This is a genomic window from Acinetobacter sp. 197 (genome assembly GCF_048148385.1).
GTDB lineage: Bacteria > Pseudomonadota > Gammaproteobacteria > Pseudomonadales > Moraxellaceae > Acinetobacter > Acinetobacter pecorum.
Genome location: NZ_JAYWZK010000018.1, coordinates 1 through 16,267, shown reverse-complemented (window position 1 = coordinate 16,267; position 16,267 = coordinate 1). Strand labels below are relative to the sequence as shown.

Annotated in this window: 16 protein-coding genes; 11 read left to right on the top strand and 5 right to left on the bottom strand. The window is 40.0% G+C overall.

The features are described from left to right. The first annotated feature begins 30 nt into the window (after positions 1-30). The 7 genes from VXQ11_RS14670 (at position 31) to VXQ11_RS14640 (ending at position 6,818) form a co-directional block, all read left to right on the top strand. Entirely contained in the window at positions 31-1,272 is a 1,242-nt protein-coding gene (locus VXQ11_RS14670) for an acyl-CoA dehydrogenase family protein (RefSeq protein WP_416706344.1), read from the top strand. 53 nt (positions 1,273-1,325) lie between these two features. Continuing rightward, positions 1,326-2,447 (top strand): phosphotransferase family protein, encoded by a 1,122-nt coding sequence (locus VXQ11_RS14665; protein ID WP_416706343.1) that lies wholly within the window; start codon positions 1,326-1,328, stop codon positions 2,445-2,447. Continuing rightward, on the top strand, positions 2,444-3,142 hold the full coding sequence (locus VXQ11_RS14660; RefSeq protein WP_064102936.1) for a histidine phosphatase family protein: 699 nt from the start codon (positions 2,444-2,446) through the stop codon (positions 3,140-3,142). Before VXQ11_RS14665 ends, VXQ11_RS14660 begins: the two co-directional genes overlap by 4 nt. Positions 3,143-3,189: 47 nt before the next feature. After that, entirely contained in the window at positions 3,190-3,933 is a 744-nt protein-coding gene (locus VXQ11_RS14655; RefSeq protein WP_416706342.1) for an SDR family oxidoreductase, read from the top strand. A 292-nt stretch (positions 3,934-4,225) separates the two neighbouring features. Continuing rightward, complete coding sequence (locus VXQ11_RS14650) at positions 4,226-5,284, top strand: fatty acid desaturase (RefSeq protein ID WP_416706341.1); 1,059 nt, start codon at positions 4,226-4,228, stop codon at positions 5,282-5,284. 206 nt (positions 5,285-5,490) lie between these two features. Then, complete coding sequence (locus VXQ11_RS14645) at positions 5,491-6,201, top strand: SGNH/GDSL hydrolase family protein (RefSeq protein ID WP_416682200.1); 711 nt, start codon at positions 5,491-5,493, stop codon at positions 6,199-6,201. A gap of 32 nt (positions 6,202-6,233) precedes the next feature. Continuing rightward, complete coding sequence (locus VXQ11_RS14640; RefSeq protein WP_416682202.1) at positions 6,234-6,818, top strand: uracil-DNA glycosylase family protein; 585 nt, start codon at positions 6,234-6,236, stop codon at positions 6,816-6,818. Between the two features lie 94 nt (positions 6,819-6,912). Here the strand turns inward: VXQ11_RS14640 and VXQ11_RS14635 are convergent, their stop codons facing one another. From VXQ11_RS14635 to VXQ11_RS14625, 3 genes are all read right to left on the bottom strand, one after another. After that, a complete protein-coding gene (locus tag VXQ11_RS14635; protein WP_416706340.1) occupies positions 6,913-7,389 on the bottom strand; it encodes a pyridoxamine 5'-phosphate oxidase family protein in 477 nt (158 codons plus the stop codon). A gap of 158 nt (positions 7,390-7,547) precedes the next feature. Beyond that, positions 7,548-7,985, bottom strand: coding sequence for a hypothetical protein (locus VXQ11_RS14630; protein WP_416706339.1), 438 nt, complete (start codon positions 7,983-7,985; stop codon positions 7,548-7,550). Positions 7,986-8,258: 273 nt separating this feature from the next. After that, positions 8,259-9,815, bottom strand: coding sequence for a phospholipase D family protein (locus tag VXQ11_RS14625; RefSeq protein WP_416706338.1), 1,557 nt, complete (start codon positions 9,813-9,815; stop codon positions 8,259-8,261). 121 nt (positions 9,816-9,936) lie between these two features. On the opposite strand from VXQ11_RS14625, the gene VXQ11_RS14620 reads away from it, so the two are divergent. The 3 genes from VXQ11_RS14620 to VXQ11_RS14610 all read left to right on the top strand — a co-directional run bounded on the left by VXQ11_RS14620 (position 9,937) and on the right by VXQ11_RS14610 (position 13,370). Beyond that, positions 9,937-11,049, top strand: coding sequence for an S-(hydroxymethyl)glutathione dehydrogenase/class III alcohol dehydrogenase (locus VXQ11_RS14620; RefSeq protein ID WP_064095363.1), 1,113 nt, complete (start codon positions 9,937-9,939; stop codon positions 11,047-11,049). Positions 11,050-11,268: 219 nt separating this feature from the next. Beyond that, on the top strand, positions 11,269-11,799 hold the full coding sequence (locus tag VXQ11_RS14615; RefSeq protein ID WP_416682209.1) for a hypothetical protein: 531 nt from the start codon (positions 11,269-11,271) through the stop codon (positions 11,797-11,799). Positions 11,800-12,320: 521 nt separating this feature from the next. Next, positions 12,321-13,370: a 3-deoxy-7-phosphoheptulonate synthase gene (locus tag VXQ11_RS14610; protein ID WP_416706337.1), complete on the top strand. Its 1,050-nt coding sequence runs from the start codon at positions 12,321-12,323 to the stop codon at positions 13,368-13,370. 432 nt (positions 13,371-13,802) lie between these two features. Here VXQ11_RS14610 and VXQ11_RS14605 read toward each other — a convergent pair whose 3' ends face one another. Next, positions 13,803-14,399, bottom strand: a complete 597-nt coding sequence (locus VXQ11_RS14605; RefSeq protein WP_064095446.1) for a hypothetical protein — start codon at positions 14,397-14,399, stop codon at positions 13,803-13,805. Positions 14,400-14,563: 164 nt separating this feature from the next. Here VXQ11_RS14605 and VXQ11_RS14600 point away from each other — a divergent pair. After that, positions 14,564-15,702, top strand: a protein-coding gene (locus VXQ11_RS14600) for an IS3 family transposase (protein ID WP_141667081.1) whose coding sequence is annotated in 2 segments (ribosomal slippage) — positions 14,564-14,822 and positions 14,822-15,702 — 1,140 coding nt in all. Because the reading frame shifts where the segments join, the coding sequence is not laid out codon by codon here. Between the two features lie 91 nt (positions 15,703-15,793). On the opposite strand, the gene VXQ11_RS14595 is transcribed toward VXQ11_RS14600, so the two are convergent. Then, a complete protein-coding gene (locus tag VXQ11_RS14595; RefSeq protein WP_104472901.1) occupies positions 15,794-16,135 on the bottom strand; it encodes a hypothetical protein in 342 nt (113 codons plus the stop codon). Positions 16,136-16,267: the final 132 nt, after the last annotated feature.

Sequence of the window (16,267 nt, the reverse complement as noted above, 5' to 3'; positions counted from 1 at the left end):
ATGAATTAGAATATTTAGAGGGATGAATCAATGTTTGAACTGTCAGCACATGCACAGGATTATTTAAACAGAACTAAAAAGTTTATTAGTGAAGAAATTGAACCGGTCGAAGCTGAATTCTGGCAGCAGGTTCACGAGTTAAACCAAGGTGGAGACTGGACCAAATGGCAATGGCCTACAGAACTGGAAAATTTAAAAGCCAAAGCCAAAGCTGCAAACCTCTGGAATATGTTTCTTCCTTGTCCAGAACTTGGTCAAGGCCTGTCGGTTCAGGAATATGCGCATATCGCGGAACTTTCCGGCCGTAGCCTGATTGCGCCAACGGTATTTAACTGTAATGCTCCTGATAGCGGCAATATGGAAGTTTTATGGCGTTATGGTTCTGAAGAACAGAAACAGCAATGGTTGATGCCACTTTTAGAAGGAAAAATCCGTTCGGTCTTTTGTATGACTGAACCTGCAGTTGCATCCAGTGATGCCACCAATATGCAGGCAACGGCGGTAATTCAAGGTGATGAGATTGTTCTGAATGGTCGTAAATGGTGGTCATCAGGTCTGGGTGATCCGAATGCTAAAATCATTATTTTTATGGCGCATACTCCAGATGAAACAAAAGGCCGTCATCATCAGCATTCGATGGTTCTGGTCCCGGTAGATACTGCCGGCGTTAAAATCGAACGTATGCTGCCAGTGTTTGGTGACTATGATGCACCACATGGCCACGGCGAAATCAGTTTTGATAATGTCCGTGTCCCTGTTTCAAATTTTATTGGTGGTGCCGGTCAGGGCTTTGAAATTGCTCAAGGTCGCTTAGGACCAGGTCGTATTCATCATTGCATGCGCTGTATTGGTGCGGCGGAAAAATCTTTGGAGTTGATGATAGACCGTGGTATGAGCCGCAGCGCATTTGGCAAAGAGATTTTAAAACTTGGCGGCAACCTGGAGCGTGTCGCGGAAGCACGGGTTGCAATTGATCAGGCGCGTCTTTTGACCTTGTATGCTGCCTATAAAATGGATACTTTAGGGAATATGGCTGCATTGACTGAAATTTCTGCAATTAAAGTCGTTGCGCCGAGTGTGCTGGAAAAAGTGGTCGATATGGCGATCCAGATCCACGGCGGTGCCGGAGTCTCTCGGGATACGCCATTGACTGGATTCTTTGCTCAGGCACGTGCCTTGCGTCTGGCCGATGGTCCGGATGAAGTGCATAAAGGCATGATTGCCAAACTAGAACTGGCAAAACATGGCTACAGTACTCGTCGCAAAAAGTAATCTGGTTTTTTAACAAGAAGATTGAAACGTATTAAAAATTTTGAGGAAACATTATGGCGGTTATTGATGTTGGTGGAAGAGTTCGTCAAGGTGAAGAACTGGATGTACAGGCCATCACCGAATGGTTAATCCAAAACGGCAATAATGTTGAAAGCCCCGTTGAAGTGACTCAATATTCAGGTGGGGCTTCAAACTGGACCTATCGTCTAAAGTATGCCAATGCCGATCTAATTTTACGTCGCCCGCCACAAGGCACCAAAGCCAAATCAGCCCATGATATGGCACGTGAATATCATGTGCAGAAAGCTTTGGCTGGGTACTATCCGGTCGTACCTGAAATGGTCGCGCTTTGTCAGGATGAATCGGTGATTGGCTGTGACTTCTATGTGATGAAACGCATCGAAGGCATTATTCCACGCGCCAAAATGCCACCTGAATTGCAACTGACTGAGTCTGATATTCGGACATTATGTATCAATATGATTGATAAACTGATCGAATTGCATCAGGTTCCTTATACAGGCACCGAGCTGGAAAAGTTGGGCAAAGGTGAGGGTTATTGCCGCCGTCAGGTAGAAGGTTGGGATAATCGTTATGAGAAAGCCAAGACCATAAATGTTCCATCTTTTAAATATGTACGCAACTGGCTTAATGAAAATATTCCTTCCGACTCTAAAACCTGCGTCATTCATAATGACTGGCGTTTTGACAATCTCATTCTGGATCCAGAGAATCCGACTGAAGTGATTGGTGTACTGGACTGGGAAATGGCCACTCTCGGCGATCCGCTGATGGATCTGGGTTCTGCCTTGGCCTATTGGGTAGAAGATACCGATAATGCCATTTTTAAAGCGACTCGTCGTCAGCCAACCAATCTAAAAGGTATGTTTACCCGTAAAGAGGTCGTAGATTACTATCTTGAAAAAACCGGTTTGCAGCCTGAGAACTGGACATTTTATGAGGTGTTTGGTGTATTCCGCCTCGCGGTCATCGCCCAGCAGATTTATTATCGTTATTACTACAAACAAACCAATAATCCGGCCTTTAAGGATTTCTGGGTGATAATTCATGCCTTGCATATTCGTGCTTTAAAACTGATTGGCAGCCAAAAACTGGAAGCTAATGAGATCGCACAGAAATATATTCTGAAATTTAAAGAGATAATGCCAAAATGACCACTATTTACCTGATCCGGCATGGCCAAGCCTCTTTTGGCGCAGAAAGTTATGATCAGCTTTCGCCCAATGGCGAGTTACAGGCAAAGCTTTTGGGCCGCTATTTTGATGAAATTCTGAAAGAAGCACCTTATGTGGTTGCAGGCTCCATGCAGCGTCATCAACAGACAGCAAAATTATCTCTGGAAGAATGTTTTCCGGAAAGTGAGATTCTGACGGATAGTGCCTGGAATGAATTTAATCATCAGCAGGTATTTGCACGTTATGAACCGCGTTTTAATCAGCCTGAATTGCTCAAACAGGACGTGTCAGAGCATGCAAATCCTCGGGATTACCTCAGCAAAATTTTTACCGGTGCGATTGCACGTTGGACCGGCGATGATTACCACCATGAATATGATGAATCCTGGCCGAATTTTAAAGACCGTGTGGAAACCGGTTTGCAAAATCTGTGTGACCAGCTGGCCAAAAGCCGCCCACGTTATGCAGTCGTTTATACCTCAGGCGGCGTGATTTCTGTGGCTGTAGGCAAAATTTTGGGCCTTAGCCCAGAAAAAACCTTTGCTTTGAACTGGGCGATTACCAATACCAGTATTACGACACTGCGGCTGGTAGGTAATGAACCGCAACTACTCAGTTTAAATGAACATCATTTTATCAAGGCACAGCATCCGGAATTGCTGACCTGGATCTAAATCATATCGAATACTACTGTAAAAAAATAAAGGAATAGGGTAAACCCATGGCTAAAACAATTTTAATTACCGGTGCAAGTTCAGGGATCGGTGCCGGTATGGCACGTGAATTTGCCAAGAAAGGCTATAACCTGGCGATTTGTGCACGTCGCCTGGATCGTCTGGAAACCTTAAAGCAGGAACTGGAAAGCCAATATAATATTAAAGTCATTGCCAAAACACTGGATGTCACCGATTACGATCAGGTTTTTGAAGTTTTCCGCGCTTTTAAAGAAGACTTCGGCACCATTGACCGGATTATCGTGAATGCAGGTGTGGGTGAAGGTCGCCGCATCGGTAAAGGTAATTTCGCCATCAATAAAGCTACAGTGGAAACCAACTTTATTTCGGCATTGGCACAATGTGAAGCTGCAGTGGAAATTTTCCGCGCCCAAAACTCTGGCCATCTGGTCATGATCTCATCCATGAGTGCCATGCGTGGTATGCCAAAACACTTGACTGCTTATGGCGCAAGTAAGGCAGGGGTCGCTCATTTAGCGGAAGGCATTCGTGCTGAACTGATGAATACGCCAATTAAAGTCACTACAATTTTCCCAGGATATATTCGTACTGAAATCAATGAAGGCGCGAAAAAGCTGCCTTTTGAAGTAGATGAGAAAACCGGTTCACGTTTATTGGCAGCAGAAATTGAAAAAGCGCCAGTTAAAGCCTATGTACCGAAATGGCCGTGGTTGCCACTCGGTCTAGCCATGAAGGTATTACCACTTAAACTGGTAAATAAGTTGGGCTAAAAGCAATTTTAGATATTTGAAAAGAGAAGCGAGAATGCTTCTCTTTTTATGATAACGATATTACAGCCAAACCTTAAAAAATTTTAATGATTAATGATCAGTTAATTCGACTAATTTTGACTGTTAATTTCATGAAAAAGATAATCTCTCACTTTTCATAATTCCCTCCAATTTAAAGAACTTTCTCAACTGTCCAAAACTTAGACATACTCGCTTCAAAAGTGGAAAGATAACTTCTTTTTTCTAGAATTTCCTTTAATGTACAACTGTTCAAAAATCAAAGGTTGTCCATATGTCTACATCTTCCGATATGACTGACCAGCAGCGAATCTCCAAGGTTAGAAGTATCGTTATTCAGGCCGGGGAAGAGGTGCGTGCTCGTTATCCCATACTTAAACATCAGAATTTTATCGGTGCAAGTATTCTAGGCTTGGCGTGGGCAGGTATGATTACATGCGCAGTAGCATATGGAACGGGTTATCTCTCAGCATGGTTTACCATTCCTTTAATCGCGATTTTTGCATCTTTAACGCATGAATTGGAACATGACCTGATTCATTATATGTATTTCAAGAAAACGCCTTGGGCCCATCATCTGATGCTGGCACTTGTCTGGCTGGCGCGTCCAAACACGATTAGTCCCTGGGCACGTCGTCGTTTACATTTGCATCATCATAAATATTCAGGCACTGAACATGACCTGGAAGAACGTGGCATCAGTAATGGTATGCCTTGGGGCATTCGCCGAATTCTGGTGATTAGTGACCAGTTAATGTCAGTGTATCTGCGTCCATTTCAGATGTTTAAAATGATTCATCTTTTTCTGGAAAAACAGCCTGAAAAAGAACGTAAAATTGCCATGATCTCCCAGTTACTCGGCTTTTTGCCACTCAGCATTATTTATTATGGATTGTGCTATCTGTTTGTGGTCTTTCATGGTTTAAATGCAATTGCACCACTCTTCGGTTATGAGATGCTTTGGTCGCAAGGCATTGTCGATGCTATGCCGATCGTAAATCTGCTGGTAGTCATCTGGGTGATTCCGAACTTTATCCGTTCTTTTAGCTTGCAGTTTGTCAGTTCAAATATGCATTATTATGGCGATATTGATCCACGTGATGTGATCAAACAAACCCAGGTACTCAATCCATGGTGGATGGTTCCGTTCCAGTTATTCTGCTGTAATTTTGGTTCAACTCATGCCATTCATCATTTTGTGGTCAAGGAGCCATTTTATATCCGTCAACTGACATCCAAAACGGCGCATAAAGTGATGAAAGAAGTAGGTGTACGTTTCAATGATGTTGGAACATTCAAGCGTATGAATCGCTGGAATGATTATAAAACCTGATAAGTGAGCTTGTAAAAATCCTGCTTTTTAGCGGGATTTTTTATTATTTATCGAAGATAAAATAAAGATATCTAAGCCTATATTTTGTAAGAATCCTATCTTAGTCAAATTTAGGTGATTATTCATCTAAAGTGACTGCTGAGGAAATAGTTCAAAAGAACAAACTCAGGTAAAATTAAATATATCTCTATATAAAATAGCCCGCTATGTTGCTGAAAGCCGCCACCATTGCTTTGATTCCTGCACTTGTCATTCAAGGTAGTCGCGTTAAGAAAAATACCTTAAGGCTTCCGGAACCCGAAGGTGTACGTAAAGGAAAAATCGGAACAGGCAAAAAACTGTCCTTGCTCATTCTAGGAGATTCCGCGGCGGCAGGTGTAGGCGTAGAACATCAGGATGATGCATTACTGGGTGCAATTCTGCATGAACTGAAAAGTGACTTTCAGGTTGAATGGAAGTTGCAAGCCAAAACCGGTGATACCACCTCAAATGTACTGCGTACTTTGGACCAGATGGAAGTCCAGCATTATGATGTAATTGTTACTTCAGTTGGGGTCAATGATGTAACTAGGCTCATGTCTGCAGAAGTCTGGATTCAGAAACAGCAACAACTTTATAGCAAAATTAAGCAAAAATTTAGTCCGAAGCTGGTTATTGCTGCCGGTGTTCCCCCCATGAATATGTTCCCAGCGCTACCGAATCCTTTAGCCTGGTTATTTGGCCAATATGCCAAACAGATGAACCGGCAACTGGAAAAATTTGTAAATCAGCAGGTGAATATGCAATGGATTGAATATGATATTGAAAAATACCGTGCCATGAATTTACAAATGGCTGCAGATGGTTTTCACCCGAGCAAGGAAGTTTATACACTTTGGGGACAAGAAGTCGCTGGCAAGATTCAGAAGGCATTCTAAAATAGTAAAAAGCTCTCAATTTAGTTAATCCTATGTCCGATATTGAAACCCATCCGTTACCTCCATTTTTACCGCCCAATGCCAAATTACTGATGTTGGGTAGTTTTCCGCCACCTGCTACACGCTGGAAAATGAATTTTTATTATCCAAATTATCAAAATGATATGTGGCGGATTTTTGGACTGATTTTTTTTAATAATAAAGATTATTTTTTAGATCTACCCAACAAAAAATTTAAGGAAAATTTAATCCGGGAGTTTTTGACACAAAGGGGAATTGCAATCTTTGACAGTGGTTATCAGATCCGGCGTTTAAAAGGTAATGCCTCAGACAAATTTCTGGAAATTGTCGTACCCACCAATATCGAGCAACTGCTTAGTCAAATGCCGCAGTGCAATCATATTATGACTACTGGAGATAAGGCTACAGATACTATGATGTTGTCCATGCCTGAAGGTACGGTCAAACCGAGCATTGATCACCCAAGTCAGGCTCATTTTGCCGGACGTGATCTGTATTTATATCGTATGCCTTCATCTTCCCGCGCTTATCCGGTTTCTTTAGAGAAAAAAGCCGAAAGTTACAGATTAATGTTTAAGCATGTGGGGTTGATTTAATATTTAATTCAATATTCAGATGAAAAATAGCTAGAAAAATTTAAAGCTGTAAATATGAAATTAACTTACGCTTAGTAACTTGGTTTTTTATTATTCACATATTTGGATATTCGACCCAACGATAGCTATAAATTTGAATATCCCGAACATGATGAAAGTTAGACCAGATTAACTGACTGCCTTTAGTCCATCTTAAAACTCGAATACGAGATTCCACCTGCTGTATTTCTTCAGATGTGGCTGAACGTAAAGGGCCAATTTCTGCATATAGACGTACTCCTGGATAACGTTTGAATTTCCCCTTAAGCAGCGCATTCAACCAAAACAGTTTACTAGTATTCACAGCTTGTATGCAGGCCAGTGGCTGATGCTGTAAATTTTCAGTAAAGGTAGCGGAATAAGTATCAAAGAAGAAACCTATACTGGTCTTTTGATTTAAAAATACCGTTCCAATCGGGGTAATGCTAGGAAGGCCTTTGGAATTGACTGTTGCAATAGAGCAATGCATGGCAGTACGTTGTGCATCAGCAACGATCTGGCGAATCTGTTGCCATTCACTATCAGAAATCATGTATTGATTCTCTTATTATTTTTTATAAAGCTTATAGTAAATTTTTCCATATGGCATTGTCTGAAAAAACCTTGAAAACAGGTAGCTTTACCAATCTAAAATATGTTTCAGATTATAAAAAAGAGCTAAATGGCTCTTTGAAAAATGGCAGCAGGCGATTAGCCATCGTATTCGACATAATCCCACAAGTTTAAACGTGCTTTAATCTCTCGGCGGATTTCAGGTAACATCGGTAATAAACTACCATCAATCCATAAGCTCAAAGCTTGTGCAGAGAGAGTTTGCTGCTGTTCATCGACCAGTTGAGCACCTTTTAATATAATGCCAGCCTCATCAGTAGCTTCAGTTTCTACACCTTTAAATAAAACCTGTAACTCATAGCCATTATCCTGAATCAGCCATTCCAGTTCGAGCTGGATATTTTCATTCGATTTTAAAACTACCTGACCCTCGACTGTATCGGATTCAGACAGACAGTCATGTTCAACCCGAATCTTGGCCAGATACCACTCTTGCTGGGATAAATCATGGAGAGTTTTAACAGGCGTCAGAATGTCACTAAACTTAAACTGGCGACTTAAATCAAAAAATTGCATGGGAGTGAGGGCGAATAATCGCAAAAGATTGGAAAAGTGTAATTTTAAAGCAATCGAGGGAGGAGGTAAAAGCTTTGTCGTGATTGAGCTGATTAATGTATAAGAAAAAAACTAATAAATATAAGTATAAGAATTTAATTAATATTGAAAATCTCTCCTCCCACAGGGAATAGACTGGAATGATAAGAAGGAGATTACTCAAAAAATGAAATTTCATTTATGATTTTTAATCATTAAAATAATTTGTGTAATTAAAACGTAATTTTTTTGTCATTACATTAACCATTCGCCTGGAAATTTGGTCACAAGATTCATCATGAAGCGCTGGAATTTTGTAGTGTCTGGATCATGTAAATGTTGAATAATACGACCATCTTTTTGATATTCCAGCCAAATGATTTCATTTTTTTCATTCAGCTTGAGCTGATAAGCGATACGTGGCAAATACTGATCCATTGCGTAAGTAATTTCCTTCTGGAAATCTTCCGACTGGATCACGAGGCCGACTTCAGTATTCAAAAAAGCTGAACGCGGATCAAAATTGAAGGAACCAATAAATACCATGCCATCCAGATCAAAGAATTTGGCATGCAAACTTGAGCTATTTTTATTCTTTGCCGGAATAATATTTCCAGTCATGACTTCATACCAGGTACGTTCAGGCCGGATAATATAAGGTTTAAATTCCCAGAGTTCGATGCCGTTTTGTAGTAACTGCTGACGATATTGTTGATAATAGGCATATACCAGAGCCACATCATTGGCCTGAAAAGAGTTGGTCAGGATTCTGATTTTGACGCCTTGTTGAGCACGATGAGTTAAATAGTCGGTGCCTTCTTGTGTTGGAATGAAATATGAAGACACCAGTTCCAGATGTTTTTTTGGCTCACCCATGAGTTCGAGCATATGGGTATAGATATAATCGCCATTTTTTGCATGGGGACGTGCTTTAGCAGGAGTATCCGCGACGAAATAAGCAGGTGCCCAGTGAATGGGCTGTTTTTTCAATTGCTGTTCGACTTGTTTCTCTGCTATTCCTACCCGGCGTTTTAATTCAGTTTCATCAACATCTTCGCGCGCAAACTCAGTTTTGAGTTTTTTGAGCATTTCAGGATTGCCTGCATCATTTAGCACCTGCTGAAGATTATAACTAAGATCGTCATTCCAGAACTTGATAAAGGTCTGATTCGCAGCATTTACGCTTTGACCTGTAAAAAAGATATCGACATCGGTAAACTGGAAATCTTCACTGGCATCAAAGTATTCACTGCTGATATTACGACCACCAGTCACTGCTGCAGTCCCATCAGCAATGATCAGTTTATTATGCATGCGATGATTAACCTGTTTCATCCGGAAACCATAATCAAGTGCACGTAATTTACGAAATTTATAGGGATTAAAAAGCTTTACCTGAATATTTGGATGCTGGCTCAGGGCCAGCAATTTGTCATCTAGCTGCGTACCATTCTGATCATCAATCTGTAACCGCACCTTGACTCCACGCTCCGCAGCTTTCAACAGTTGGGCCAACATCATGTTACCGATATAATCATCTTTCCAGATATAATATTGCAGATCAAGATGGTGTTGGGCCTTATTAATCAGGTACACACGTGCCGCCATGCTCATAAAGCCGTCATATAAGGGTAAAAAAGCAGTTTTCCCTTCATGAATCTGCTGTTTTGAAAATTGACCTTCAATCCATTGCGCAGGTTGGGCTGGAGTAATTTCTGCATCTTTGGTAGTGTTGGGAGCCAGTTCGCAGCCAGAAATCATGAGGGTTAAAGTAAAAACACTTAAACAGATAAACGGTGAAGGTTTAGTCATTGATCTTCCATTGATTATAGGATTTTTTATTCCTTAACTCCCGATGTTAATAGTTGAATCTCCGAATAGAAAGAGGTTACTGTTAGTCATCTGTAAACCAGCAAAAAAAGGATAGTTTTACATGAAATCACGTGCAGCGGTTGCGTTTGGTCCGGGCCAACCCTTAGAGATTGTTGAGGTGGATGTTGCTCCACCAAAAGCAGGTGAAGTACTGGTGAAAATTAGCCATACAGGTGTGTGTCATACCGATGCATTTACCTTGTCTGGTGAAGATCCTGAAGGTGTGTTTCCTGCAATCCTGGGCCATGAAGGTGCAGGTGTAGTGGTTGAAGTGGGTGAAGGGGTCACCAGTCTGAAACCAGGTGATCACGTAATTCCACTTTATACTGCTGAATGTGGTGAGTGCTTGTTCTGTAAATCTGGAAAAACCAACCTGTGTGTTGCTGTACGGGCGACCCAAGGTAAAGGTGTCATGCCAGACGGAACTACACGTTTTTCTTATAACGGAGAGCCAATTTACCATTACATGGGCTGTTCAACATTCTCTGAATATACCGTAGTTGCTGAAGTATCCTTGGCAAAAATTAATCCTGAAGCTAACCATGAGCATGTCTGCCTGCTGGGCTGTGGCGTGACGACAGGCATTGGTGCTGTCCATAACACTGCCAAAGTACAGGAAGGTGACAGTGTTGCTGTATTTGGTTTAGGCGGTATTGGTCTTGCTGTGGTACAGGGCGCCCGCCAGGCAAAAGCAGGCCGTATTATTGTGGTAGATACCAATCCAGATAAGTTTGAACTGGCGAAACAGTTTGGTGCGACAGATTTCCTTAATCCAAAAGACTATGATCAACCAATCCAGCAGGTTATTGTGGAAATGACCGGTTGGGGTGTTGACCACTCCTTTGAATGTATCGGTAATGTGGATGTGATGCGTTCAGCACTGGAATGTGCGCACCGTGGCTGGGGCCAGTCGGTGATTATTGGGGTAGCCGGTGCAGGTAAAGAAATTTCAACCCGTCCATTCCAGTTAGTCACAGGGCGTAAATGGATGGGTACCGCTTTTGGTGGCGTGAAAGGCCGTTCACAATTACCAGGAATGGTAGAGCAGTCAATGAAAGGTGAAATTCAGCTTGAACCTTTTGTAACTCATACCATGCCATTAGATCAGATCAATGAAGCTTTTGACCTGATGCATGAAGGTAAATCAATCCGTACGGTCATTCATTTTGAATAAATGATTATCGTAGGCTTAAGAGAGAAAAAGACCGGTATTAAACCGGTCTTTTTTATGCGGATTTCACTTGATTCAGGATACATTAGTGCATTAAAGCATCACACAGACTCACCCAAAGAACACAAGCAAACTAAGGTCATTACATTCCAGATGTTTATATTAAATAGAACGTATCAACATACGTGATTAAAACCATTTTAAAAAATAAGGATAAGTTTTATGTCGAATGATAATTTTGATCGTGATGTTATTAAGAACTCTCCAAAAGATGTCCGCGACGATTTAAATGCAGATCCGATTACTGGTGAACCTGGTGCACATCCTGTAGGAACAGGTTTGGGTGCTGCAGGCGGTGCAGCCGCAGGCGTAGCAGTTGGTGCAGCAGGTGGTCCTGTTGGTGCTGCTGTAGGTGGTGTTGTGGGTGCTGTGGTCGGTGGTCTGGCCGGTAAAGGTATAGGCGAAGCAGTAAATCCAACCGAAGAACAGGCTTACTGGCGTGATAATTCTGTAAATACCCCATACTATTCAGATGCCCGTACCACATACAGCGATCTGGATTATGACCGCGATTACGATACTGCTTACCGCGTAGGTTATGAAAACCGGGGCAGCTATGATGCCCACACCCGTTTTGAAGATGCAGAACAAGATCTGAAATTAAAATGGGAACAAATGAAAGGCGAATCTCGTTTAAACTGGGAACAGGCGAAATTTGCAGTACGTGATGCCTGGAATCGTGTTTCACGTTAATTATTCATCTTCATGAAAATGAAGTGAAGTACTGTTGGCAAAATCTACATTTCTGTGGGTTTTGCCATTTTTATTGATATATTTAACTGTGTGATAAAATCATAAAAAAAAGTAGAAAAGTTAATAAATATTTTTTTATATTTAATACTTGTCAAATGACCCTAGAGCGCGTATTTTAATTTCAGATTCATATTTTATGAAAGACATAATATGTTAACGCAACCTCTCATTTCAAACGCATATTTTTATTTCTGGCAGTTTAGATAATTGCCTGAATGCGTTTGGGCAATGAAATAGTTGCCCACCAGTTTATACCTGATCGGCAACCCTGATCAGGTTTTTTTATGCCTTTAATTTTTAAGAATATTTTGGAGACAATCATGACAACATTTAACTATTCATACTTTAACAGCTTTTATTGGTCTTATTTTAGTCAGCTAATGACCCTCAAGACAGTTTCGATTAGACCCATAACGCTCAAATAAAAGTTTGGACTGCTTTTCAGTCCCAGGATTAAAGTCATGAATACCCCAAATACATCACAACAACATCATGCTGAAAGCATTTTAACTTTACCCCAGCAACTTAAGCAGCAATTGCCACTGTCTCCGCAATTGGCTAGCCAGGTCGCTGAACATCGTCAAACTGTTCAAAATATATTAGAAGGCAGAGATCATCGATTAATGGTGATTACAGGTCCATGTTCCATTCATGATGAAGCTTCCGCGCTAGAATATGCAGAAAAATTAAAACAGCTACAAACTCAGGTTTCTGATCAGATTTTTCTGGTCATGCGTACTTATATTGAAAAACCGCGGACTACGGTAGGCTGGAAAGGTTTCCTTTACGATCCGAATCTGGATGGTTCATCCAATATGCAACTGGGTCTGGAAAAATCCCGTGACTTATATCTTAAAATTATTGAAATGGGTCTGCCAATCGCTTCGGAAATTCTCAGCCCGATGGCAACCGCTTATTTCGATGATCTGCTGGCTTGGGGCGCGATTGGAGCACGTACCAGCGAATCACAAATTCACCGTGAAATCTCAAGTCATATGCCATATAGCATTGGTTTCAAAAATGGTACTGATGGTTCGATCCAGATTGCCCTAGATGCTATTCAGTCTGCCTCTCATCCGCATCAATTCCTGGGTATGAGCCAGTCCGGTTTGCCATGTATTTTACATTCTCAAGGTAATCCTAAAGCGCATTTAATTTTACGTGGTTCAAATAGTGGACCTAATTACCAGTTGGCTGAAATCGAGAAAATACAGGCAAAACATCAGATGGAATTGCCGGCACTGGTGATTGACTGTAGTCATGGCAACAGCTCAAAAAATCCGATGCTACAACCTGAAGTGCTGAAACAGATCTTGGCAGAACGTTTACATACCAAGGTTCGTGGTGTAATGCTTGAAAGCCATCTGGTTGATGGGAATCAGAAAATTTCTGAGCAAATGACTTATGGTCAATCAATCACTGATGGATGTCTGGGTTGGGCTAAAACCGAACAGATGCTGTTAAATATGACTGACTCACTACGACTTGAAGGTTTAAGGCGTAGTGCTTAAAAATCAGGTTCTGGCTTTCTCCAAGTCATTGGGGGAAGGCAGAAGAAGCTAATGAGGTAATTTACCTTGATGTTTAAAATTGTTCATTAAACAGTTTAAAAATATAATGAATAAATAGATGCAAAGGTCGAGATTAATTTTTACTAAGATATGCATAATATATGTCTAAATTTTATCCCCAGAAATTGGGGATAGTTTTTGCCCTGGAAAGAGCGGAAACATTGAAAAAATCTTCGATTTGATTAAAAAATAATCAATTTTATAAGCAGAATATTACAAATATGATCAAAAAACACACGAGTTGTGAAAACGTGTGTTTTTTGATCTTTGGGGTTTTGGATTTATTGATTTAAGTATTTGATAAGTAACACTATTTAAAAAGGAATTTTGTATAATACCCATTATGTTAAATAAGCTTAGTTTTCCAAATGATTAATTAAAATATCTGTTTCTAACATGCTTTCTTAACTCTAGACTAAAAATTGCACATATAAATAGAAAAAAATTCATTAAAAAACCTAAAATCATATACAAATACACAAAAAAATTAGGTTCATTTAAAAGTTTTCTTATTGAAGATATATTCCCACCATCGGTAAAAATAAACATTTGATATCTAAAACAAATCATAATTATTAGAGTTAAAAAACATACTAGTAAAACTAAAGATCTATTATCTTTAATCTCATGAATGCTCTGATAATATCTTTCATATCTTTTAAATAGATGTTTAGTTCTGATGTCTAGCCCCCAAAAGGTATACTTTGAAAACATAATTAAAAAAATAAATATCTCAAATATTAACGTAACATCATTAACCAGTTTTACTTGTGGTGATGCCAAAATCATCGATTGGGAAAAGTTCGTAATCCCAGAATAACCTTCAATAGAGAACCCAAAAATATAAGCAACAATAAAAACTAAGGAAAATAAATGTAAATAAAAATACCGATAAGGGGATAATTCATCAAGAATTTTCATCAGTAATTTATCTGGGTGATAGGGGGCTTCACTTATATCATTATTCATATCACCTCCTGTCGTGCTACGAGTTAGATTGATCTTATTTCAGTTTTTCTAAAATTAACATATGGACTGCTCCCAGTATCTTAGACATGAGATAGCCTCATTGTGGACTGCCACCACTCTCCTAGACAAATATCGTCTATTCTTTTTGCACAGGAGAAAACATTATGAGTGGACAACGATATACCCCAGAATTTAAAGACGAAGCTATAAAATTAATTACTGAACGAGGATATTCTGTCACTGATGTAGCGGAACGTTTAGGTGTATCACAACACAGTATTTATAAATGGTTAAAGGCGATACAGCCTTTACGCAACAACCCTGATGAACATGAATTGCTCGAAGCAAAGAAAGAGATCCTCCGTCTTAAAAGTCAACTTAGACAAACTGAAGAGGAACGGGACATACTAAAAAAGGCCGCAAGGTACTTTGCAAGTCTGCCCGAGTAAAGTATCAGTTTATTCTTGAGTACAGTAATCAATTTAAGATTAAAACGATGTGTCGGGTTTTAAAGCTTGCTCGTGCTGGTTATTACGCTTGGTTGCATGAACCCGAATCAGGCAGAACTATTGAAGATAAACGGTTATTACAGCTCATCCGATCTTCTTATGATGCTAGTTATGGTATTTATGGTTATCGTCGCATTACTTTGGATCTTAAAGAACTAGGTGAAGGCTGTGGCCCGAATCGTGTACTGAAGATCATGAAAAACAATGGTATTGCAGCAGTTAGAGGATACAAGAAGCATAAAAGTTATGGCCGTGGTCGTCCTCAGATTGTGCCACCCAACCATTTAAATAGAGAGTTTGTTGTGAATACTCCGAATACTTCCTGGGTAACTGATATTACCTATATTCGGACTTGGCAAGGCTGGTTATATCTGGCTGTAGTGCTTGATTTATATTCGAGAAAAGTGATCGGTTGGTCAATGAAACCAACTCTTGCTAAGGATATCGTTCTTGATGCACTACTCATGGCAGTATGGCGACGCAGACCCGATGAACCTGTGATCATACACTCAGACCAAGGCTCACAATACAGTAGTGGAGACTGGCAGAAATTCTGTCAAAAGCATAATTTAATTCCCAGTATGAGTCGCAGAGGAAACTGTTGGGACAACGCTGTTGCTGAATCTTTTTTTAGCAGTTTAAAGAAGGAAAGAATTAAAAAGAGAATCTATAAAACACGAGAAATGGCTCGTGCGGATGTGTTTGATTATATCGAAATGTTCTACAATCGAATCAGGCGTCATTCGCACCTCGATGGTATGAGCCCAGAAGCATTCGAGACAGCTTCAAAATGAGGCTATCTCATGTCTAAGATACTGGGAGCAGTCCAATAATACGGATTATACGAAGCCCCGATCTAAGATCTGGGCTTTATTTATTTCTACCTTACATTTCAACAAGTATTGATTCGCCTGTAGAACAGTCTCCATTACGCCATTGCCAATTTTCAATTAACTTAATTTTTCCATTGGCTTGGATCTCAATCTCAGTATTACATTCACCTATACGTAATTCATTCATCTCATTGATGTGGTGGTATGCCATAGTGAAAGTTTTTTCAGAAGTCATGAAACCTAGTAAATGTCCATTGGTAATACTGCCACCAGAATAGGTAGCTTCTATACGTTCACCTACTTGGTAATAATTAAAAATAGTCTCGTGAGATACTTCTCCATTAGATGTATTTTTAGCATTTACAAATTTTTTATTATTTAGATTTAAGTTCATTTCTACTCTTTAATTTCCCTAAAATTAACATAATACACGTTATATGAAGTCGAAATGTTAGAACCCATTTAAAGTGTCTATATTCTCACCAATAAAAATGTCTGGTTTATGATGATTTTTATCACCATGGAC

Excerpts from the sequence above, each read along its gene's own strand:
- VXQ11_RS14670 (WP_416706344.1), top strand. The coding sequence starts at position 31 with ATGTTTGAACTGTCAGCACATGCACAGGATTATTTAAACAGAACTAAA.
- VXQ11_RS14665 (WP_416706343.1), top strand. The coding sequence starts at position 1,326 with ATGGCGGTTATTGATGTTGGTGGAAGAGTTCGTCAAGGTGAAGAACTG.
- VXQ11_RS14660 (WP_064102936.1), top strand. The coding sequence starts at position 2,444 with ATGACCACTATTTACCTGATCCGGCATGGCCAAGCCTCTTTTGGCGCA.
- VXQ11_RS14655 (WP_416706342.1), top strand. The coding sequence starts at position 3,190 with ATGGCTAAAACAATTTTAATTACCGGTGCAAGTTCAGGGATCGGTGCC.
- VXQ11_RS14650 (WP_416706341.1), top strand. The coding sequence starts at position 4,226 with ATGTCTACATCTTCCGATATGACTGACCAGCAGCGAATCTCCAAGGTT.
- VXQ11_RS14645 (WP_416682200.1), top strand. The coding sequence starts at position 5,491 with ATGTTGCTGAAAGCCGCCACCATTGCTTTGATTCCTGCACTTGTCATT.
- VXQ11_RS14640 (WP_416682202.1), top strand. The coding sequence starts at position 6,234 with ATGTCCGATATTGAAACCCATCCGTTACCTCCATTTTTACCGCCCAAT.
- VXQ11_RS14635 (WP_416706340.1), bottom strand. The coding sequence starts at position 7,389 with ATGATTTCTGATAGTGAATGGCAACAGATTCGCCAGATCGTTGCTGAT.
- VXQ11_RS14630 (WP_416706339.1), bottom strand. The coding sequence starts at position 7,985 with ATGCAATTTTTTGATTTAAGTCGCCAGTTTAAGTTTAGTGACATTCTG.
- VXQ11_RS14625 (WP_416706338.1), bottom strand. The coding sequence starts at position 9,815 with ATGACTAAACCTTCACCGTTTATCTGTTTAAGTGTTTTTACTTTAACC.
- VXQ11_RS14620 (WP_064095363.1), top strand. The coding sequence starts at position 9,937 with ATGAAATCACGTGCAGCGGTTGCGTTTGGTCCGGGCCAACCCTTAGAG.
- VXQ11_RS14615 (WP_416682209.1), top strand. The coding sequence starts at position 11,269 with ATGTCGAATGATAATTTTGATCGTGATGTTATTAAGAACTCTCCAAAA.
- VXQ11_RS14610 (WP_416706337.1), top strand. The coding sequence starts at position 12,321 with ATGAATACCCCAAATACATCACAACAACATCATGCTGAAAGCATTTTA.
- VXQ11_RS14605 (WP_064095446.1), bottom strand. The coding sequence starts at position 14,399 with ATGAATAATGATATAAGTGAAGCCCCCTATCACCCAGATAAATTACTG.
- VXQ11_RS14595 (WP_104472901.1), bottom strand. The coding sequence starts at position 16,135 with ATGAACTTAAATCTAAATAATAAAAAATTTGTAAATGCTAAAAATACA.